Here is a 17,909-nt window from a genome sequence, read left to right as displayed (position 1 = left end):
TCAATATGTCTAATGTTAAGTTTTTGTAAACTTTTCGATAAAATGTTTTAAAAAACGACAGCTTTTTGATAGAATGAACTAGCCAATATGCTTTACATAACTATTTTTTTGGTGGGGGTAACAATATGGTTTTCAAATCGAAAAAAGATAAATTTTCAGAAATGTTAACGAATATTTCCGAAAATTTAAAAGAAGGCGCGCAATTTTTTGTGGAGTACAAAATTAAAAATGCAAGTGATTTAAAAGAATTCTCCATGCGCATGAAAGAATATGAGTCAAAAGGCGACTCATATATTCACGAAATCATTATGGAATTAAACAAAGCGTTTATTACTCCAATTGAACGTGAAGACATCTTGCAACTTGCAATGAGTATGGATGATGTATTGGACGGGTTAGATCATAGTGCTGGTCTATTTGAGATGTACTCTATTACAGAAGCAGACGAGTACATGATTAAATTCGTTGATGCAATTAATCAGTGTGCGATTGAAATTGCTTCTTCTATTGAATTGATGTCAAATAAAAAGTTGCTTGATATTCGTACAAATGCAATCAAAATTAAAGATTACGAATCCAAATGTGATGATATTCGTAGACATGCGATTAAACATTTGTTCTCTCGTGAAAAAGATCCGATTAAGATTATTCAATACAAAGAAATTTACGAAGAATTAGAAGAAGTTGCTGATAGCTGTCAAAGCGTAGCAAATGTTTTAGAAACAATTATTATGAAGAACGCATAAGGAGTTTGATCATGGATACACTCTTGATTTTAACCGTTTTAGTTGTCATTTGTGCTTTAGCTTTCGACTTTATTAACGGATTCCATGATACAGCAAATGCAATCGCAACAGCTGTTTCAACAAAGGCTTTAAAGCCAAGGCAAGCTATTCTTATGGCATCTATTATGAACTTTTTAGGTGCAATGACATTTACGGGTGTAGCAAAAACTATTACAAAGGATATTGTTGATCCATTTACATTACCAAATGGTAGTCTCGTTATTTTAGCAGCGCTACTTGCTGCCATCGCATGGAACTTAATTACTTGGTACTATGGAATTCCAAGTAGTTCATCTCATGCAATTATCGGTGCTATTGCTGGGGCAGCTATCGCTGCTGCTGGTATACATTCATTAAACTATAAAGGTTTCATTAAAATTATTGAAGCCTTAATTACTTCACCGATTATCGCTTTCGTCATTGGTTACATCGTATATAGTATTTTTAAAGTCGTCTTTAAGAACTTTAACCTAACGAAAACGAACAAAAATTTCCGTTTATTCCAAGTGTTCACAGCTGCAATGCAAGCTTACACACATGGCACAAACGATGCTCAAAAAGCGATGGGTATTATTACAATGGCACTTATTGCAAATAATTATCACACTTCAACAGATATCCCTTTTTGGGTCCAACTCGCGTGTGCAACCGCAATGGGGCTAGGTACTTCTGTTGGTGGGTGGAAAATTATTAAGACCGTTGGTGGGCAGATTATGAAAATTCGCCCTGTAAATGGCGTAGCTGCTGATTTATCATCATCACTTGTTATTTTCGGCGCAACTTTCATTCATTTACCAGTAAGTACAACCCACGTTATTTCATCTTCTATTTTAGGTGTAGGTGCTTCACATCGCGTAAAAGGTGTAAAATGGGGAACAGCAAAACGCATGTTAATTACATGGGTTATCACACTTCCTATTTCAGCTTCATTAGCTGCTTTATGCTATTACGTATTAAATCTTATTTTCTAAAAAAAGTCGTCTTCTACATACGAAGACGACTTTTTTGTGAACACACATCATTCTCATTCAAAACATTGTATAATGAATGATGTATTTGCTATAAAAGAGGAGATGTTACAGTTGGAATATATTATGCTACTACTTGTTGGATTATTAGCAGGTACGATTGGAAGTCTAGTTGGTCTTGGTGGCGGAATCATTATTGTTCCTTTACTAATTGGCTTACATAGCCTTTCCCCACAATTAGCCGTCGGTACTTCAATTGTTACTGTCGTATTTACAGGTTTGGCTTCTACCCTTACTTATATGAGGCATAAACGAGTGGATTACAAAAGTGGTCTTATTTTATTTATTGGGAGTGGCCCTGGAGGAATCATCGGATCATGGGCAAATAAATTTTTAAATCAAGAATCTTTTTCTTTATATTTTGGAGTCTTTCTTATTTTCGTATCTATTTTACTAATGCTACGACATAAACTGAAACCCATCTCTCTTTCAAGTAGTTCTGTTGTGAAACGTTCCTTTACAAATTCAGAAGGAGAAATCATAACCTACCAGTTTCCACCTTTTCTTGCTATCATTATTTCATTTGGTGTAGGTTTTATTTCTGGGTTATTCGGGATTGGTGGAGGTGCCTTATTAGTTCCAGCAATGATGCTTCTTTTTGCTTTTCCGGCACAAATCGCTGTTGCGACATCTATGTTTATTGTTCTTTTATCTGCAATTGTAAATTCAGCAACTCATATCTCCCTTGGGAATGTTAGTTGGGGCTATGCCCTTGTTTTAATCCCCGGGGCATGGATTGGCGGAAAATTGGGAGCTTATATTAATACAAAATTAAGCGGTAATGTCATTATCAATTTATTACGCATTACCTTAATTATTCTCGGCACACGCTTGATTATTAGTTCCATTTTATAACGCATTCTTTTTTTAGAATGCGTTTCTTTATATACATGTATAAAAAAACACTCCTAAAATAATACATAATACTGAGCAGGCACATAATAAAATAAAGTTAGAAATATGTAAATTCTCCAAAATAATCACTCCTATGTTTGTTGCATCTTTTTTACTTGATCCCGCTCTAACGTACAGTAAGACTCCTACCGATATAGGTAAAATGAATCTTCCATAAGAGCTTCATTGATTCAACTAATGAAAAATCCCTATTTACTTTATCATACCGAAAAAACATAACATATACATTTACAATGCCCTAACAATATAGAAATAAGTGTTACAAATTCTATGTAATTATTACATTATATATACAATCTCATTGTTTTTATATTTATAAATATATTCAATTTAATTTTTCAACATATAAGTAGCGGCTATGTAAAATACAACATGGCCGCTACTTGCTTTTTCCTTTTGTTTTAATCCTTTCATGTGCTAGGAAAAGGCCCTGACCGTTTTCGTTTTCTATGCGTGGCCAGTTGCTATCACCCACCTAAAAAGAGAGGAGGCTTTATGTCGTTTTTTAACTTGTAAATATAAAACAATCCAATAAATGCTTCTCTCATAAATGAAAAGCAGCATTTATTGGATTGTTAAAAATTCCATTAGTGTACAAGCGACCATCCCATAAAATCTTCATGAACTTGCCTTGCTCGTTTATCATTTCGATCGTATAATTCTGCATAACTATCAGTTTCTTCATCATAAGCCATCGTATAAACGATTTGTCCATCTATTTCGACTGATAGAACAACTCCGCCCTTCATTTCTTCCACATGTATCACTGCATCAGCTGAAATCCTCACATCAGTCATTTTTTCATCTAACATGGTATGCCCCCTAAAAAATATTCCTTTCTAGTACCGTTCTTACACATACACACTAAACAGTATACTACTGTAATACGGTATCCTTCGTCAATACAATTAATGGACTTTATATAGGTGAATGTTTTTTCTACTATATATAAAGTGAAATGTCCATTAGTAGGCACACTCTCTTAACCTTATAATTCAAATCTTACTACTTATAAGTGATTTGATAAAGCTATATAAAGTGAAACTTCCATCAGTGGGGGGTTCTCCATCCCCCAGCGATGGTTAGCCCGCCCAATCGGGCTTTTACGGGCAGTTGTCCCTCACCTATTTTCTTCGCTTCTCTCCAAATCTTGAGGTCAGGGTCTTACTGCCCGTTAATGCGGGATAAATCCTGCTGTGCAGAACAAAACATGACCTGTACTCGCTTTCTCCTTTTGTTTTAATCCTTGTACGTAGCAGAAAAAGGCCTTGACTACTTCTATACATGGCTAGTTGCTCTCGCCCACCTAAAAGGAACGGGGTTTTTATATCGTTTTTTCAAGATAGATTTATATATACAGTCACTTCTATCTGTATCAAGTATAGTCTTATATAAACAATTCCTCTATAATGAAATTAACAGCAAAATATAAAGAGGTGCTTACAGTGATTTTACATAAAGGAGAAATATTATTTCGCCAAGGAGAGGAAGGCCCTCTATATTTTATAAAAAGCGGTCTATTAAAAGTCATTCGTGTCCAAGAAGATGGCACACCTTTTTTATTTAACATTATTGTTCCAGGTGAAACAATTCCTCATCACTCTTTAATCTCACCAAAAGAATATCATGGTACTGCAATCGCTTTAATTAAAACAGAAGTAACACCGATTACATGTAAAACATGGTATGAACAATTACAAACAGCCCCTGAATCTTATGCCGAGATCGCCCTTCAGCTGCAAACAAAATTACGCATGATGCAGCATCGTATCGACCAACTTACAACTGTATCACCAAAAGAACGCCTTTATCGTTTACAAGAATGGTTCGCAACATATTTAGGTGATATCCCCATTTATGAAATCTTAACACAAACGGAAATCGGGCAATTAATTGGCATTCGCCGTGAAACCGTAAATCGTCTCCTTCGGGAACAAACAAAAAACGAGGTGAACTAACACCTCGTTCTTTCTAATTACTGTAAGCTTGCTGCTGGTCCAAAAAATTCAAAGTGAATATGTTCTGATGAAACGCCCCATTCTGTCAAATCTGCATGAATATGCTTCATAAATGGTACTGGTCCGCAGAAATAGAAATCTGCTTCATTAGAAGGAATAATAGTTTGTAACCACGCTAAATCAACGAATCCTTCTTTATCATAGTTTTTTACTTTCTTATCTTGCTCAGTTGGTGCAGAGTAGCAAGTATATGCTTTTACTTGTTCATGCTCTTGCGCTATATTTGCAACATAATCTTTCATTGCGTGTACATCGCTGTTTAACGCACCGTGAATAAAGTATACATTACGGTTTGGTGATTGCTTAATTAATGTATTTAACATACTCATCATCGGTGTAATTCCTACCCCACCGCTAATTAACACAACTGGTAATTGTGAATCCATATTAAGTACAAAATCTCCTGCCGGTGCACTTAACGGTAAAATATCTCCTTCTTTTACATGATCATGTAAATAATTAGATATCACTCCCTCTGGACCTTCCATACTTTTCTCACGTTTTACACTAATTCTATAATAATCTTTTCCAGGGGCATCGGATAAACTGTACTGACGGTTATGTGTATATGTTTCTCCTTCGATGTTTAGCTGTACGCTTACATATTGTCCTGGTAAGAATGAGGATAGCGCCCCTCCATCTTCCGGTTTTAAATAAAAGGATGTAATCACATCGCTCTCTTTCTCTTTTTTCACGACAATAAAGTTGCGGAAATCTTTCCAACCACCCGCTTTTGCTGCCGCTTCTTCATACATCTCTGCTTCTATACTAATAAATGCATCAGCAATTACACCATAAGCTTCTCCCCAAGCGTCCAATACTTCTTGCGGCGCATGAGCTACTTCTTTAATTGCTTGCAATAAGCATGTTCCAACAATCGGATAGTGCTCTGCTTTAATACCTAAGCTGCGATGCTTGTGTCCAATTTGTTTTACAACTGGAATAATTACTGCTAAGTTATCAATATAATTAGCAGCTGCATATACTGCATTTGCTAAGGCTTGTTGCTGTCTTCCCTTTTTTTGATTTGTATGGTTAAAAATATTTAATAGTTCAGGATGCTCAGAAAACATAATTTCATAAAAACGTGTTGTAATCTCTACACCTTTCTCTTGTAATAACGGTACAGTTGATTTTACGATTTCAATTGTTTTTGGATTTAACATACTATTCACTCCTCTATTTCTTTATCTACCTCTATTTTATAGAATACTCCAAATATAGGTTGTGATTTTAATCACTATAAACATGATGTTTTTGTGAAAAACGTCATAAAGTGAAACTTTAATCAGTGCTTTCATCTCTCTTTTGTGCTTGTCTCTCCATCTTAAGGTAGTGACTTACTGCTCAAAAGTAGCAGAATAATAAAAAGACATACTAAGTATGTCTTTTTACGGTGCTTGCAATACCTGTTCGATTATTTTCACATCTTTTCCATTTCCAAACTCTGTATAGCCCCAAATGTTCGTTTCACCTGTATATTTATTTACAATAATATCAAGATCATGGTATACACGATGTGCATAAACAATATATTCAATATTCCGATTCGTTACTCCCTTTTTTAAAGTTTCATAACTTCGTTTCACATCTCGTTTTATTTGATTGTTTTTTACTTTCTTCTCAAAATTTTTTAAAGCATTCTCCTGTTCTTGAAACCATTTCATGAAATGATCCCAATCTCCATCTGTATACTTTTCTGCTTTTCCATAATTTAAAAAGTTATTATAACTTGCATGTGTTGTACCGATAAATTGTAACACTTCTTTCGTCTCATCCACATCTTCTACTTTTGGCATTGATGCTACACCAACTGGCTTACTCGCATAGTGTATAAAAAATTTGCTTAAGCCGTAACTAGCGATTCCCATGACAAGAAGAATTCCAAGTATACTCCACATTTTTTTCATACACCTTACCCCTTTGCTTTATAAATATTACATTTATTTATTAGAAGTGTAATATTCTATGAAAAAATGGGGGTTCCTGTATAAATAGTTCTTATCATTTCGACAATACTTTTCTACAAATTACGTGTCGGAAGTTGATTCTGCAAGATAGTGGTTCCTTGATATGTAGCATATCCGAGTACTACAAGTAATAATACATACAAAATGAACATACTTATACGAGTTTTCATATTTGCAGAATAGTACTTTTCATACTGTTCTTTTTCTTCTTCCCACTTATGTAATTTTCGCTCTGACACTGCTACTGCATCTTGCATCAATAGAAGATACCGTTCGCTTTCCTCTTCATACGGTACGTAATCAAGTGGTTCAAATTTAGGATACAAGTAATCTAATGCTATTTTTCTTTGACGTTCTTCTTTTGTTAATGTTTTATCTCTTTCTTTCTGGTTAAGCATTGTCACTTCATGATGCATCATATAGATGGTGCGATGAAGTGCACCTGTTTCTCGCAATTCTTCTTTCAAACGTATAATATATTCTTTTATGGTATCTATTTTCCAACCAAGCTCTTGGATTGGTTGATTTCGCTTTGATACTCTGTGCCACTCTAAACAACCTAGTATAAAAATAAATCCAAGAAAAATACTTTTTTGTACAATTGCATAACCGAGCAATATAACAAGGCCAAGCGCCCAAATTTTCGTACTTACAACAGAAACAATTCGTCCACCATCAAGAGGTGATACGGGAATTAAGTTAAAGAAATTAATCATACTACCAAGTACAATAACAAGTGCCCAAAATGGTTCTTTTGTTATCATATACAGTGGAATGGCTGGTAAAAAAGAGAGTAAACCAAATAACGGTCCCATATATGCAATGTATGCCTCATCTTTTGCGTTTTTAGGCAATTCTTTCATTCCTATAACCGCTCCCAAAAATGGGATAAAAATAGCAGGTGATGTTGCAATCCCTTTTCGTCTTGCTGCCCACAAATGACCCATTTCATGAATAAGTAATAAGTATACAAGTGCAACGCCAAATTTCCATCCGTATATTGCTGCATAAGCACCAAGAGATAGCAACATACTAAATACAGTAGAAAACTTTGCTAATTTTACAATAGCAAATACCCATTTTAATTTAGACAACAGAAAAACACCAACTGCTGCAATAATTCCCCATAATCCTTTTGTATTTTGTTTCATATTCCTCTCCTTACCGATAATCTTTTTCTTCTTAATTATGTCATATTTTTAAAGTTTATTGGAAACTATCGTTTATTCCCTCCATTTTTAGCCAATACTATACATGTAAGGAGGTGAAAACGGTGACATTGCAATCTGTTATGATCGGCGCCTTATCTTTTCTAGCTTCTATGCTAATTTTTTATACTGTTGGATATGTATTACTTTTAGATTGGCTACCCGACAATATTTTTATTAGCTCCATTATCCTTTCTGCACTTATTATCGCTTATTTTATTACGCGAAAGTCCATGAATGAACCTTCAACAAAAACAAAATAAAAGAGTGATGGTATCTTATCACTCTTTTTCTCATTTCCTAGAACAACCATTATCTTTCTAGCTGCATCTTCTCTCCATATTCTTTTACTATTTGAATAATATTTTGAAACGCACCTATCTCTTCTTTTGTATGATTCAATACTTTTAGGTTGTATTGATCATAATACGCTTCTAACATTTTTAATTGAGATGATGATATACCACTAACGGGAACAATAAAGTCCACTTCATATTGTTTATATCCTTCTTTCACTAACTCACCTTGTACTTGTTCACTTTTTTCTTTATTTATTATCTTTTGTATTTTCGAAGGAAATTGTAATTGAAAATAATAGTTTTTTTCTTTTTCCAGCTTTTTATATAATGCGTCTGAAATCGTATAATACACTGTATAATACACTGTATTTTCCTTTGTTTTAATGTGAAAACGAGTAATTTGTAAATCTTTTTTAGTGATTTCAGTTATAGTTGATTGCTGTCCCTCCTCATTTTGTATGAAAGGTGCCGACGGGAATAAAGAAAGAAGTTTTTCTGTATCCACTTTTGATATAAGATAAAAATTTTTTGGATCTGTTTCTTTTTGTAACCATCCTGTTCTCGCTTCTGTACGAAGCCAAGCTTTATATTTCTCTTCTTGTCCATTTTTCTTAACTGTAATTACATATTCAGGTTTACCTAATTCACCGATTACATTTTGTTTCTCTGCTTTACTTATAATATTAGCCGCTATTTTTGCTTCGTCATCCTTCAATATTGTTTCTTTTTTCCCTACTAGAGATACAATTACTTGTACATTCTCTTCCACAATACGCCCCGCTTCTTTTGTTGATTTTTCACTTTGTTCTATGTTCTCATCCGTTTGATTACATGCTACTAATAAAAAAAGAAAGAACATGAATAACCATTTTTTTCGCATAGCTCTCATCCTCATTCCTCAAAATAAGAAAAACTTATTGTCCTCGAAAGAAAACAAAATCAACCTAACAAATTAAATTCGATATAATATACATGAAAAGGAGGTTACAACATGCCGATAGATTTTCATAGTTCAGACAACAAATATACGTATACCAATCGTCAAGCAACAGATTCATGGACACATATGATACAAAACATTGTAGATGTCAAAGAAAAAAGAGTGATTGATATTGGATGCGGAGGTGGGATTTATACGAAACAACTTGCTATGATGGGGGCAGCTGAAGTAATTGGTGTTGATTTTTCAAATCAGATGATCCAGGCTGCCAAAGAAAATTGTACTCATACATCAAATGTTTCCTTTATACAAGGTGACGCTTATAACATCCCTTTTGCAGATGAAACATTTGATATTGTTCTATCACGAGCTGTTATTCATCATCTAGATTATATTCCGAAATTTCTTCAAGAAGCATATCGCATTTTAAAACGAGGCGGTATCCTTATTCTCCAAGATCGGACAATTGAAGACTGCACGATTCCAGGAAGTCCGGAACATATTCGCGGCTATTTCTTTTCTTGCTATCCCAAATTAATCCGCATAGAAGCAAAACGAAGACCAGAAACAAATCAAATACAACATTTGTTACATGATAACGGCTTTGAGACAAATCCGATTCAAACTCTTTGGGAAGTTCGTAAAACACATCCTTCAATTGAAGATTTACTTCAAGACTTATCACCACGTACAGGCCGCTCTATTCTCCATGAATTATCAGACAATGAACTTTCTGGTTTATTACGACATATTCACTCTAAACTTTACAAGAAATCCCCCATTATAGAACAAGATCGTTGGACAATTTGGAAAGCTGCGAAAGAGTAACAAGCCTCACATCATGTGAGGCTTGTTACTCTTTCATAACCTTGTTCGGCAACACTCTTGATATCCACCATTTCTTGCCTGTGCAGTACCACACTTCGGACATACTAAAAATCTGGATTGATTTGCAAACAAACTACCTTTATCAAAAAGTAACACTCCTGCCTGCTTAAGCGAACGAGAATAATATAACCATATAAAACCACAAATTGCAGTAATACATAACAATACACCCATTACAAGCATTATCGTCACCTCTGCTTCGTTTGTTCTTTCCAGCAAGTGGATGATTACAGTATTCTCCATAATAAATAATAAATCCTTCTTTTCGTCATAAAATAAAGTAAAACTTCCATCAGTGGGGGTTTTCCTCCCACTGATGGTTAGCCCGCCCAATCGGGCGCATGCCTGCAGTTATCCCCCACCTATCTTCTTTAGAAAAGCGGAAGCGGCTCGTTCAGAATGTGAGGAGGGATCTTACTGCCCACGAATAGCGGGATAAAACTTCACTTAGAGCAAAATGAAAGTAAATTTATAAGAAACAAAAAATTTTATAATTCCATAAAAGATTTACGATTTTTTAATAAAATAAAAAGTTGTCCTTCTAATACAATAAGAATACTAGTATATGTGAAGGAGTGACAACATGTTTATCTTTCTTACGTATATCCCTTTTCTCATTTCTATAACTCTTTCTTCCGTTTTTTCTCCTCCAGAATCCCCTGAAATACCTGTACAAATAATTGGATTAAACGATTTACATGGACAAATCAACACAACTACGCCGCTGCACAGACAGCCCACCGGCCGCGCTGACTACATAGCCTCCTATATCAACTCCTATAAAAAACAATTTCCACACACCTTGCTTGTTCATACTGGTGATATGATTGGCGGAAGCCCCCCCATTTCGGCTCTTTTTCAAGATGAGCCAACAATAGAATTTTTAAATATGCTACAATTTGACGTTGGAACAATTGGTAATCATGAGTTTGATGAAGGTGCAGAAGAGCTAAAACGACTAATTGATGGTGGCTTTCATCCAAAAACCGGTATGTTTCCAGGTAGTTCTTTCCCTTATGTTTGTGCAAATGCACTAAATGCTAACACAAATAAGCCTCTATTTCCACCATATGCAATTAAGTGGATTGATGGTATTCCTATTGCTTTTATTGGCGTCGTTACAAAAGAGACACCATTTCTTACGATGCACAATGATATGTCGGCAGTCACTTTTATAGATGAAGCTACTGCTGTTCAAACATACGTACGAGAATTACAGCAAAAAGGCATCCATGCTATTATCGTTCTTGCTCATCTAGATGGTAAGACAACAGACGGAATTACCTACGGGCCACTTGCTGATTTAGCTAGTAAGCTTGATGATGATGTAGATATACTATTTGGTGGACACAATCATTCTTATATGAATGGATATGTGAATGGAAAATTACTTGTTGAAGCGTATTCTTATGGAAGAGCTTTTGCAAATGTGCAACTCACAATTAATCGTAAAACGAAAGATATTACAAGAAAAACGGCAAAGATTATTCCTACTCATCATGATCAAATGCAACCTAATCCAATCATCCAAACATGGCTCCAAAGCTATCAAACAAAAATAGCCCCACTAACCGAGCAAGTACTTGGAAAAAGTGTACACGAGCTGACGCGAGATCAAAATAAAGATGGAGAAGCAAATCTTGGTGCCCTTCTTGCTACATCCCAGCGTCAAGCCATGCAAGCTGACATTGCATTTGTCAATCCGGGGAGTATTCGCCATGATTTACCAGCCGGTTTCATTACATGGGAACATACATTTCTCATCCAACCTTTTGAAAATAAACTCATTAAAATGGATTTAACTGGTAAAGAAATTCAAAGCGCACTGCATGAACAATGGAATGATGAAATACGTATGTTACAAGTATCTGGAATTCGTTACACATGGGGAAAAAGTGGGATAGAATCAATTACACTAGAAAATGGTGAGCCACTCCAAGATCATACAACATACTCCGTCGTAGTAAATTCTTTCCTAGCAAATGGAGGAGATAAGTTTACTATATTTCAAAAAGGGCGAAATCGTGTTGAAGGCCCGACAGATCAAGAAGCATTCGCAAATTTTATCCGTTCTACTCCATCCTTGGAAAATATTCGAGGGAATCATATTCAAAAAATACAGTGAATACTTACAAAATAAAAAAGGCTTCTTTACAGCCTTTTTTATTCTGTAAGCTGATGACGAAACGCATAAATAACTGCTTGTGTTCGATCACTTACATGTAATTTATTTAAAATATTACTTACATGCGTCTTCACTGTTTTTAAAGCAATAAATAGTTCATCAGCAATTTCTTGATTACTCTTTCCCTCGGCAATCAATAATAAAATTTCAAACTCTCGTTCTGTTAGCTCTTCATGCAACGGCTGTTCCTTCTTTTGACGCATACGCGACATCATTTTCCCAGTAACTTTCGGTTCAAGCACTGTTTCCCCGTCGTATGTTGCTCGAACTGCATCTGCTATATCACTTGCCCTAGATGTTTTTAATAAATAACTTGTTGCACCAGCTTCAATAACCGGATATAACTTTTCGTCGTCTAAGAAACTTGTCACAACAACAATTTTTGCTTCTGGCCATTCTTGAGTAATCACTCGCGTTGCCTCAACACCATCCATTTCATCCATGACAAGATCCATTAAAATAATATCTGGTTTTAGCAATAGTGCTAATTCTGAACCTTTTCTTCCATTTTCCGCTTCTCCTACAACTTCAATATCCGGCTGAGTCGATAAATACGCTGATACACCCATACGAACCATTTCATGGTCGTCAACAAGCAATACTTTAATCATCTTGTTCCCCCCCTCTTTCTATAAGAATTGGCACTTTCACCTCAATTTGCGTTCCTTTATTCGGAAAACTTAATACCTTTAAAGTTCCACCAATTTCATGAACGCGCTCTTGCATAGAGCGAAGACCGTATGAACCTACTTTGTTCACACCTACTTCAAAACCTACGCCATCATCAATAATTTTTAAAATTGCATATTCATCAATTTGGCGCAATCTCACTTCTGTTTTCTTCGCTTTTGCATGTCGTAAAGTGTTGGACAGTGCTTCTTGTATAATACGGAATAAGTGATCTTCTACACCTTTTTTCAATTGAATTGGCTCAATCAACCACTCAATCTTCATATGTTGTTTTCTTGAAAGCTCTGTTAATAATTCTTCAATGCCTTCTGTTAACTTTTTACCTTCTAATTGGACAGGACGTAAATGAAGAAGCAGCGCTCTCATTTCTGATTGAGCGTTTACAACCATATTTTCAACAAGTTTTAATTGTTTTTGCGTACCCTCTGATATATGAGCAGTTTGCTCATTAATTGCTGACATCATCATCGACATCGCAAAGAGCTGTTGACTGACAGAATCATGAAGCTCCCTAGCTAAACGATGCCGCTCCTCTGAAATGGCCTGTTGTCTCATCTCTTCATTCCAATGCGCTCGTTCATTCGTTACTTTTTGAAATAATCCTGCTTGCTCTTCTAAACGTCTAGCAAGTGAAATTACCTTCCGTTCTACTTCATGAAACTCATCTTCTGCTGTAAAGGAAGCATCTCTCGGAAAATTCCCTCTTTCTACTTCAAATAAAAAAGTCGTTAGCTCTTGAATACGCTGCTGCATATAATAACCAATTGCATATCCAACAATTCCACCAATGAGAAGACTCGTACCGATAATAAACAAACTAACGGGAACAGAAGCAATAGATTCTTTCCATAATAAATCATACACATTTTGCTGGCTTTTCCATACATAAACAATAGTACAAATAAGTGCAATACTCATAGAGGATAATATCGAGTAACGAATATACATCCATGAAATGTTCTTCTGTTTTTTCATTATACTTTCCTCACTTCCGTATCGCCTACGATAAGCGAAGAAATAATTTTAATACGGCGAGGAGCTTCTTTATACTGTTCCGTTCTAAACTTCACATTACGATTAAAGCCTGTTTCTTCATGCGACGGGAGCAAAATTCTCCCAACAATAACTGAATGATTTAAAGATAGTTCAATGTCGTATGGAACATACAAACGAATATTACCAATCACACCGCGAATGACAATGACAGTTTCACCTTCTGGAATTATAGCTGTTGTTAAATCAATTTCAACATCACCAATTCCATATTGAATATTAACATCTTCTAACTCATAAATATGATCCATTATTCGTACGTTACCAACCATTATATTTTTTATATACGGTTCTGTTCGATAGATTGGTTTTTCTTCATTTATATATTCTTTTTCCTTAATTTCGACCTGTACCGTTTTTGTCTTTTGCTGACTTTGTATCAGTTGGTAACCAATGAAGGCTAAACAAGCAAATAAAACGAGCACGAATGCTGCTGATGAAAATAGGAAAAATAAGAAAACAAGTCCCCCAACAAATAAACACACATTCCCTCTCACATATCGATTCTTGTTTCGATAATGCCGCCCAAACATAATCATAATAAATGCAAAAATAAGAGCACCAGGTTCAAAATGCCCAAGAATCATATCAAGAAAAAGACCGAATCCAAATATGACGAGGAGCATCCCTAATAATTGTGTTTTTGAAAATTGTTTCTTCATTGCAGCTCCCCCTTCTTTATTATATACATAGAAGAAAAAGGTATTGTATTCCAACACCTTTTCTTCTATCACTATATCATAAGCTCGTTTTATAATATACTACAATTATTGTACTGATTCTTTCGTTAAAGATACTTCTTTTTTCTCCTTCATTTCGCGCTCAAGCTTTGCAATTTTCATATCAAATGTGTCACGCTCATGATCTTCATGAATACGAAGCTCTAAATCACGAATGTGATTTTCAATTTCTTCAAAGCGTAAAAATGGGTTATTCTCATCCATTTTATGAAGAGCCGTATTCATACGACGGTTCGCATGTGCCATATTTTCACGTGCCATTAATTCCATACGTTTCGCATTCATTTCTTTTAGTTTATTTTTCATTTCAGATAGACGACGTTCTAGCTCATCTATTTGTTCTACAACTCCCGCATACATTTTTTCTAATCGAGCTACTTGCCCTTCGTAGTACGCAACTTCTTCTAATGCACGATCATGTAGTTGCATTTCTCCTGCTTCCTTTGCAATTACAGCTTGCTTGGATCTCTTATTTACGAAATAACGCGCCTGCTCAAGCTCACGAGCAAAGTTAGATTTCAATGTTTTGTGACGCTCAATTAATTTTTCAATTTTTGTTATCTCACGCTCACCATTACGTAAATATTGGTTTAACATCGCCATTGGATTTTTTCTTTCTTTCTCGTCTAACACATTATGAAAATCTGCAAGTATTGCATCGCGTACACGTCCGAATAATGATTGTTTCATTTTTAATCTTCCTCTCTTCTACTCTATTATTTTTTTTATTTAATATTAATTATTTTTCATTAATTTGTTCCACTCATCTTCAAAATTGCTATACGAATTCGAGCTGTCTGAAGCAACATCTACTACATCTTTCTCTTTTTTCCATTCACGGTATCCATAATATAGAACGACTAGTGCTGCAATACCGATTAATGCTGGAGAATGGGACAGGGCAATTGACAAGCCAATTAAACCGACAATCCCCCAAGCTAGTTTTCCAAAAAATGATTGTGCTCGCACAAATGATTTATAGCTCCAATACACAATCCCTGCTCCAATTGCTAACCCTACAATACCAGCAAGACTTCCAAGAGCAATTAAAGCTAAAATACCGGCTGCCATAAACGCTAAAAATTGTTTCATCTTGTGCTTGCCTCCCTTCGTTTTGATACTCTTATCTTACCTATCTTTTCATTTTTCTATAACGAGCTTAAGAACCGTTTTTCTCTCAGACTTAAGTCCTATTTATTATCAGACCTATATAAATACAAGATAAAAAACAAGCATAAAAGCCACTTTCCTTTTAGGGGGACGAGAGCATCTGGCCGTGCATAGAAGCGGTCAAGGCCTTTCCCTGCCACATGCAAGGTTTCAAACAAAAGAAGAAAAAGAGTACGGACCACGCTGTATTGTGCATAACAGCGACTTATATTTTTAAAAATAAAAATGGAATTCTATCGTTGTGATATCCAAAACAAAAGAGGATGCCTTTTATAAGACATCCTCTTTTATTCATTATGCTGTTTTTTGATATTCCTTTTTCTCCGCTGCAGGCGAAAGACGCGGGAAATTAATAATAATTGAGATAATACCGCAAACCGCAACTAGCATTGGATAAAATGAGTACGGTAATAATTCAATTGGTGAAAGTGAAGCAAATCCTGCCGCCGTTAACATTTGTGCACCATATGGGATTAATCCTTGCACACTACAAGAGAATAGATCTAACAAGCTCGCAGATTTTTTCGGATCAATATTATATTGATCTGCAACATTCTTTGCTAGTGGACCTGTGAAAATAATAGAAATCGTATTATTTGCTGTGCACATATTTGTCATACTTACAAGACCCGCAATTCCAAATTCTGCACCTTTTTTCGAACGAATATTACGTGTTAGCACATTCATTAAATAATGAATACCGCCGTTATATTGAATAATTTCGACCATTCCACCGATTAAGATCGCTAATAATACAAGCTCCATCATACCATTAATTCCTACTGTAACGCTTTTAAAGAAACTTGCGAGTGTATAGCTTCCATCCAACATTCCGATAATACCAGCTAACACCGTTCCTCCCGTTAATACAACTAATACGTTACATCCAAGCAGCGCTGTAATTAACACTCCTGCATACGGTAAAATTTTCACCCAATTAAACGCATGTGCCGTCATATTTGAATGAGTGCCTAACGTCAGAACGACTAGCAGCACACTCGTAACAATAGCAGCCGGTAATACAATTAAGAAATTTGTTTTAAATTTATCTTTCATTTCCGTTCCTTGTGTACGTACAGCGGCAATTGTCGTATCTGAAATAAAAGATAAGTTGTCGCCAAACATCGCACCGCCAACAACTGTCGCCATAGCAAGCGCCATAGAAATATCAGTTTCTCCGCTAATTCCTACTGCAATTGGAGCCAATGCTGCAATCGTACCCATTGATGTTCCCATTGCTAATGAAATAAAAGCACCGATAACAAATAAACCAACAACTAAAAATCCTTGCGGCAAAATAGAAAGAGCTAAGTTTACAGTTGCTTCAACACCGCCCATTCCTTTTGCCGTTTCAGAAAACGCACCTGCTAATACAAAGATTAATACCATAATCATGATATCTGGATTGCCAGCCCCTTTAGCAAAACGTTCAACCTTTGTCGTAAAGTTTTCTTTCCTGTTCATTACTAATGCAGCAGCAACTGCAATTAAAATAGCAACCAGAATTGGTAACTTATAAAAATCCCCTGTAATTACACCAGAGCCAATAAATAATGCTAAAAATATGCCAAGTGGTAATAATGCCCATGCATTTCCTTTTGTTTGTTCCAAAGTTATATCCTCTCCTATTTCTAAACCTATCCTTCACAAGAGCGAAAAAGACCTCTTCTGAAGAGAAGAGGTCTTATATATCATATAAGAAACACTCTTCTCATCTATCAAGCATATCGCTTGCTGGATTTGGCACAGCACTCTATTATGAGTCCGCTGCCGAGGCATCTTAGGGCCAGTCCCTCCGCCTCTCTTGATAAGAAGGTTTCATATTATATTTTGTATGAATTAATCTTTTTTTACTTTACTTGTTACAGGAGAAAATGTCAAACATTATTTCTATCAAAATAGTTGGTATTTTTTTGATATTACATAAATACAAATTAAAACAGCGCCATAAAAACCCTCTTTCTTTTTAGGCGGGCGAGAGCATCTGGCTATGCATAGAAGCAGTCAGACCATTTTCCTA

General features: G+C 35.4%; 19 protein-coding genes and 1 riboswitch. Of the genes, 7 read left to right on the top strand and 12 right to left on the bottom strand.

Going from position 1 to position 17,909, the window contains the following annotated elements:
* Window positions 1-125 precede the first annotated feature (125 nt).
* The 3 genes from WAZ07_RS05145 to WAZ07_RS05135 all read left to right on the top strand — a co-directional run bounded on the left by WAZ07_RS05145 (window position 126) and on the right by WAZ07_RS05135 (window position 2,668).
* Entirely contained in the window at window positions 126-746 is a 621-nt protein-coding gene (locus WAZ07_RS05145; protein WP_098915380.1) for a DUF47 domain-containing protein, read from the top strand.
* Between the two features lie 11 nt (window positions 747-757).
* Window positions 758-1,756, top strand: coding sequence for an inorganic phosphate transporter (locus WAZ07_RS05140; protein ID WP_090915470.1), 999 nt, complete (start codon window positions 758-760; stop codon window positions 1,754-1,756).
* A 111-nt stretch (window positions 1,757-1,867) separates the two neighbouring features.
* A complete protein-coding gene (locus WAZ07_RS05135; protein WP_336471590.1) occupies window positions 1,868-2,668 on the top strand; it encodes a sulfite exporter TauE/SafE family protein in 801 nt (266 codons plus the stop codon).
* A 647-nt stretch (window positions 2,669-3,315) separates the two neighbouring features.
* Here the strand turns inward: WAZ07_RS05135 and WAZ07_RS05130 are convergent.
* Window positions 3,316-3,540 carry a hypothetical protein gene (locus WAZ07_RS05130; RefSeq protein WP_090915468.1) on the bottom strand — a complete coding sequence of 75 codons (225 nt, stop codon included), beginning with the start codon at window positions 3,538-3,540 and terminating at the stop codon, window positions 3,316-3,318.
* Window positions 3,541-4,173: 633 nt separating this feature from the next.
* Between WAZ07_RS05130 and WAZ07_RS05125 the strand changes: the two genes are divergently transcribed.
* A complete protein-coding gene (locus tag WAZ07_RS05125; protein WP_090915466.1) occupies window positions 4,174-4,686 on the top strand; it encodes a Crp/Fnr family transcriptional regulator in 513 nt (170 codons plus the stop codon).
* Window positions 4,687-4,703: 17 nt separating this feature from the next.
* On the opposite strand, the gene hmpA is transcribed toward WAZ07_RS05125, so the two are convergent.
* The 3 genes from hmpA to WAZ07_RS05110 all read right to left on the bottom strand — a co-directional run bounded on the left by hmpA (window position 4,704) and on the right by WAZ07_RS05110 (window position 7,867).
* Complete coding sequence (gene hmpA / locus WAZ07_RS05120) at window positions 4,704-5,912, bottom strand: NO-inducible flavohemoprotein (RefSeq protein ID WP_336471589.1); 1,209 nt, start codon at window positions 5,910-5,912, stop codon at window positions 4,704-4,706.
* Window positions 5,913-6,137: 225 nt separating this feature from the next.
* Window positions 6,138-6,656, bottom strand: a complete 519-nt coding sequence (locus WAZ07_RS05115) for a hypothetical protein (RefSeq protein WP_336471588.1) — start codon at window positions 6,654-6,656, stop codon at window positions 6,138-6,140.
* A 113-nt stretch (window positions 6,657-6,769) separates the two neighbouring features.
* A complete protein-coding gene (locus WAZ07_RS05110) occupies window positions 6,770-7,867 on the bottom strand; it encodes a site-2 protease family protein (protein ID WP_336471587.1) in 1,098 nt (365 codons plus the stop codon).
* A 122-nt stretch (window positions 7,868-7,989) separates the two neighbouring features.
* Between WAZ07_RS05110 and WAZ07_RS05105 the strand changes: the two genes are divergently transcribed.
* Window positions 7,990-8,187: a hypothetical protein gene (locus WAZ07_RS05105; protein ID WP_090915460.1), complete on the top strand. Its 198-nt coding sequence runs from the start codon at window positions 7,990-7,992 to the stop codon at window positions 8,185-8,187.
* A gap of 49 nt (window positions 8,188-8,236) precedes the next feature.
* On the opposite strand, the gene WAZ07_RS05100 is transcribed toward WAZ07_RS05105, so the two are convergent.
* Entirely contained in the window at window positions 8,237-9,103 is an 867-nt protein-coding gene (locus WAZ07_RS05100; RefSeq protein ID WP_336471586.1) for a hypothetical protein, read from the bottom strand.
* A gap of 111 nt (window positions 9,104-9,214) precedes the next feature.
* Between WAZ07_RS05100 and WAZ07_RS05095 the strand changes: the two genes are divergently transcribed.
* The gene (locus WAZ07_RS05095; RefSeq protein WP_336471585.1) at window positions 9,215-9,991 is read left to right on the top strand and encodes a class I SAM-dependent methyltransferase; all 777 of its coding nucleotides are present in this window, start codon (window positions 9,215-9,217) and stop codon (window positions 9,989-9,991) included.
* A 33-nt stretch (window positions 9,992-10,024) separates the two neighbouring features.
* Here WAZ07_RS05095 and WAZ07_RS05090 read toward each other — a convergent pair whose 3' ends face one another.
* On the bottom strand, window positions 10,025-10,234 hold the full coding sequence (locus WAZ07_RS05090) for a hypothetical protein (RefSeq protein ID WP_336471804.1): 210 nt from the start codon (window positions 10,232-10,234) through the stop codon (window positions 10,025-10,027).
* Between the two features lie 400 nt (window positions 10,235-10,634).
* On the opposite strand from WAZ07_RS05090, the gene WAZ07_RS05085 reads away from it, so the two are divergent.
* The gene (locus tag WAZ07_RS05085) at window positions 10,635-12,176 is read left to right on the top strand and encodes a bifunctional metallophosphatase/5'-nucleotidase (RefSeq protein ID WP_336471584.1); all 1,542 of its coding nucleotides are present in this window, start codon (window positions 10,635-10,637) and stop codon (window positions 12,174-12,176) included.
* Window positions 12,177-12,214: 38 nt separating this feature from the next.
* On the opposite strand, the gene WAZ07_RS05080 is transcribed toward WAZ07_RS05085, so the two are convergent.
* From WAZ07_RS05080 to WAZ07_RS05055, 6 genes are all read right to left on the bottom strand, one after another.
* Complete coding sequence (locus WAZ07_RS05080) at window positions 12,215-12,847, bottom strand: response regulator transcription factor (RefSeq protein WP_336471583.1); 633 nt, start codon at window positions 12,845-12,847, stop codon at window positions 12,215-12,217.
* Window positions 12,840-13,901: a sensor histidine kinase gene (locus WAZ07_RS05075; RefSeq protein WP_336471582.1), complete on the bottom strand. Its 1,062-nt coding sequence runs from the start codon at window positions 13,899-13,901 to the stop codon at window positions 12,840-12,842. Before WAZ07_RS05075 ends, WAZ07_RS05080 begins: the two co-directional genes overlap by 8 nt.
* The gene (gene liaF / locus WAZ07_RS05070; protein ID WP_336471581.1) at window positions 13,901-14,641 is read right to left on the bottom strand and encodes a cell wall-active antibiotics response protein LiaF; all 741 of its coding nucleotides are present in this window, start codon (window positions 14,639-14,641) and stop codon (window positions 13,901-13,903) included. Before liaF ends, WAZ07_RS05075 begins: the two co-directional genes overlap by 1 nt.
* 105 nt (window positions 14,642-14,746) lie before the next feature.
* Window positions 14,747-15,409 carry a PspA/IM30 family protein gene (locus WAZ07_RS05065; RefSeq protein WP_336471580.1) on the bottom strand — a complete coding sequence of 221 codons (663 nt, stop codon included), beginning with the start codon at window positions 15,407-15,409 and terminating at the stop codon, window positions 14,747-14,749.
* 45 nt (window positions 15,410-15,454) lie between these two features.
* Entirely contained in the window at window positions 15,455-15,811 is a 357-nt protein-coding gene (locus tag WAZ07_RS05060) for a lmo0954 family membrane protein (protein ID WP_336471579.1), read from the bottom strand.
* A gap of 372 nt (window positions 15,812-16,183) precedes the next feature.
* Window positions 16,184-17,500, bottom strand: a complete 1,317-nt coding sequence (locus WAZ07_RS05055; RefSeq protein ID WP_336471578.1) for a Na+/H+ antiporter NhaC family protein — start codon at window positions 17,498-17,500, stop codon at window positions 16,184-16,186.
* A gap of 97 nt (window positions 17,501-17,597) precedes the next feature.
* Window positions 17,598-17,703, bottom strand: a riboswitch (SAM riboswitch).
* Between the last annotated feature and the right edge of the window lie 206 nt (window positions 17,704-17,909).

The organism is Bacillus bruguierae (assembly GCF_037104725.1).
GTDB lineage: Bacteria > Bacillota > Bacilli > Bacillales > Bacillaceae_G > Bacillus_A > Bacillus_A bruguierae.
This window is presented reverse-complemented; position numbering and strand designations above follow the sequence as displayed.

Excerpts from the sequence above, each read along its gene's own strand:
- WAZ07_RS05145 (WP_098915380.1), top strand. The coding sequence starts at position 126 with ATGGTTTTCAAATCGAAAAAAGATAAATTTTCAGAAATGTTAACGAAT.
- WAZ07_RS05140 (WP_090915470.1), top strand. The coding sequence starts at position 758 with ATGGATACACTCTTGATTTTAACCGTTTTAGTTGTCATTTGTGCTTTA.
- WAZ07_RS05130 (WP_090915468.1), bottom strand. The coding sequence starts at position 3,540 with ATGTTAGATGAAAAAATGACTGATGTGAGGATTTCAGCTGATGCAGTG.
- hmpA (WP_336471589.1), bottom strand. The coding sequence starts at position 5,912 with ATGTTAAATCCAAAAACAATTGAAATCGTAAAATCAACTGTACCGTTA.
- WAZ07_RS05115 (WP_336471588.1), bottom strand. The coding sequence starts at position 6,656 with ATGAAAAAAATGTGGAGTATACTTGGAATTCTTCTTGTCATGGGAATC.
- WAZ07_RS05110 (WP_336471587.1), bottom strand. The coding sequence starts at position 7,867 with ATGAAACAAAATACAAAAGGATTATGGGGAATTATTGCAGCAGTTGGT.
- WAZ07_RS05100 (WP_336471586.1), bottom strand. The coding sequence starts at position 9,103 with ATGCGAAAAAAATGGTTATTCATGTTCTTTCTTTTTTTATTAGTAGCA.
- WAZ07_RS05095 (WP_336471585.1), top strand. The coding sequence starts at position 9,215 with ATGCCGATAGATTTTCATAGTTCAGACAACAAATATACGTATACCAAT.
- WAZ07_RS05090 (WP_336471804.1), bottom strand. The coding sequence starts at position 10,234 with ATGCTTGTAATGGGTGTATTGTTATGTATTACTGCAATTTGTGGTTTT.
- WAZ07_RS05085 (WP_336471584.1), top strand. The coding sequence starts at position 10,635 with ATGTTTATCTTTCTTACGTATATCCCTTTTCTCATTTCTATAACTCTT.
- WAZ07_RS05080 (WP_336471583.1), bottom strand. The coding sequence starts at position 12,847 with ATGATTAAAGTATTGCTTGTTGACGACCATGAAATGGTTCGTATGGGT.
- WAZ07_RS05075 (WP_336471582.1), bottom strand. The coding sequence starts at position 13,901 with ATGAAAAAACAGAAGAACATTTCATGGATGTATATTCGTTACTCGATA.
- liaF (WP_336471581.1), bottom strand. The coding sequence starts at position 14,641 with ATGAAGAAACAATTTTCAAAAACACAATTATTAGGGATGCTCCTCGTC.
- WAZ07_RS05065 (WP_336471580.1), bottom strand. The coding sequence starts at position 15,409 with ATGAAACAATCATTATTCGGACGTGTACGCGATGCAATACTTGCAGAT.
- WAZ07_RS05060 (WP_336471579.1), bottom strand. The coding sequence starts at position 15,811 with ATGAAACAATTTTTAGCGTTTATGGCAGCCGGTATTTTAGCTTTAATT.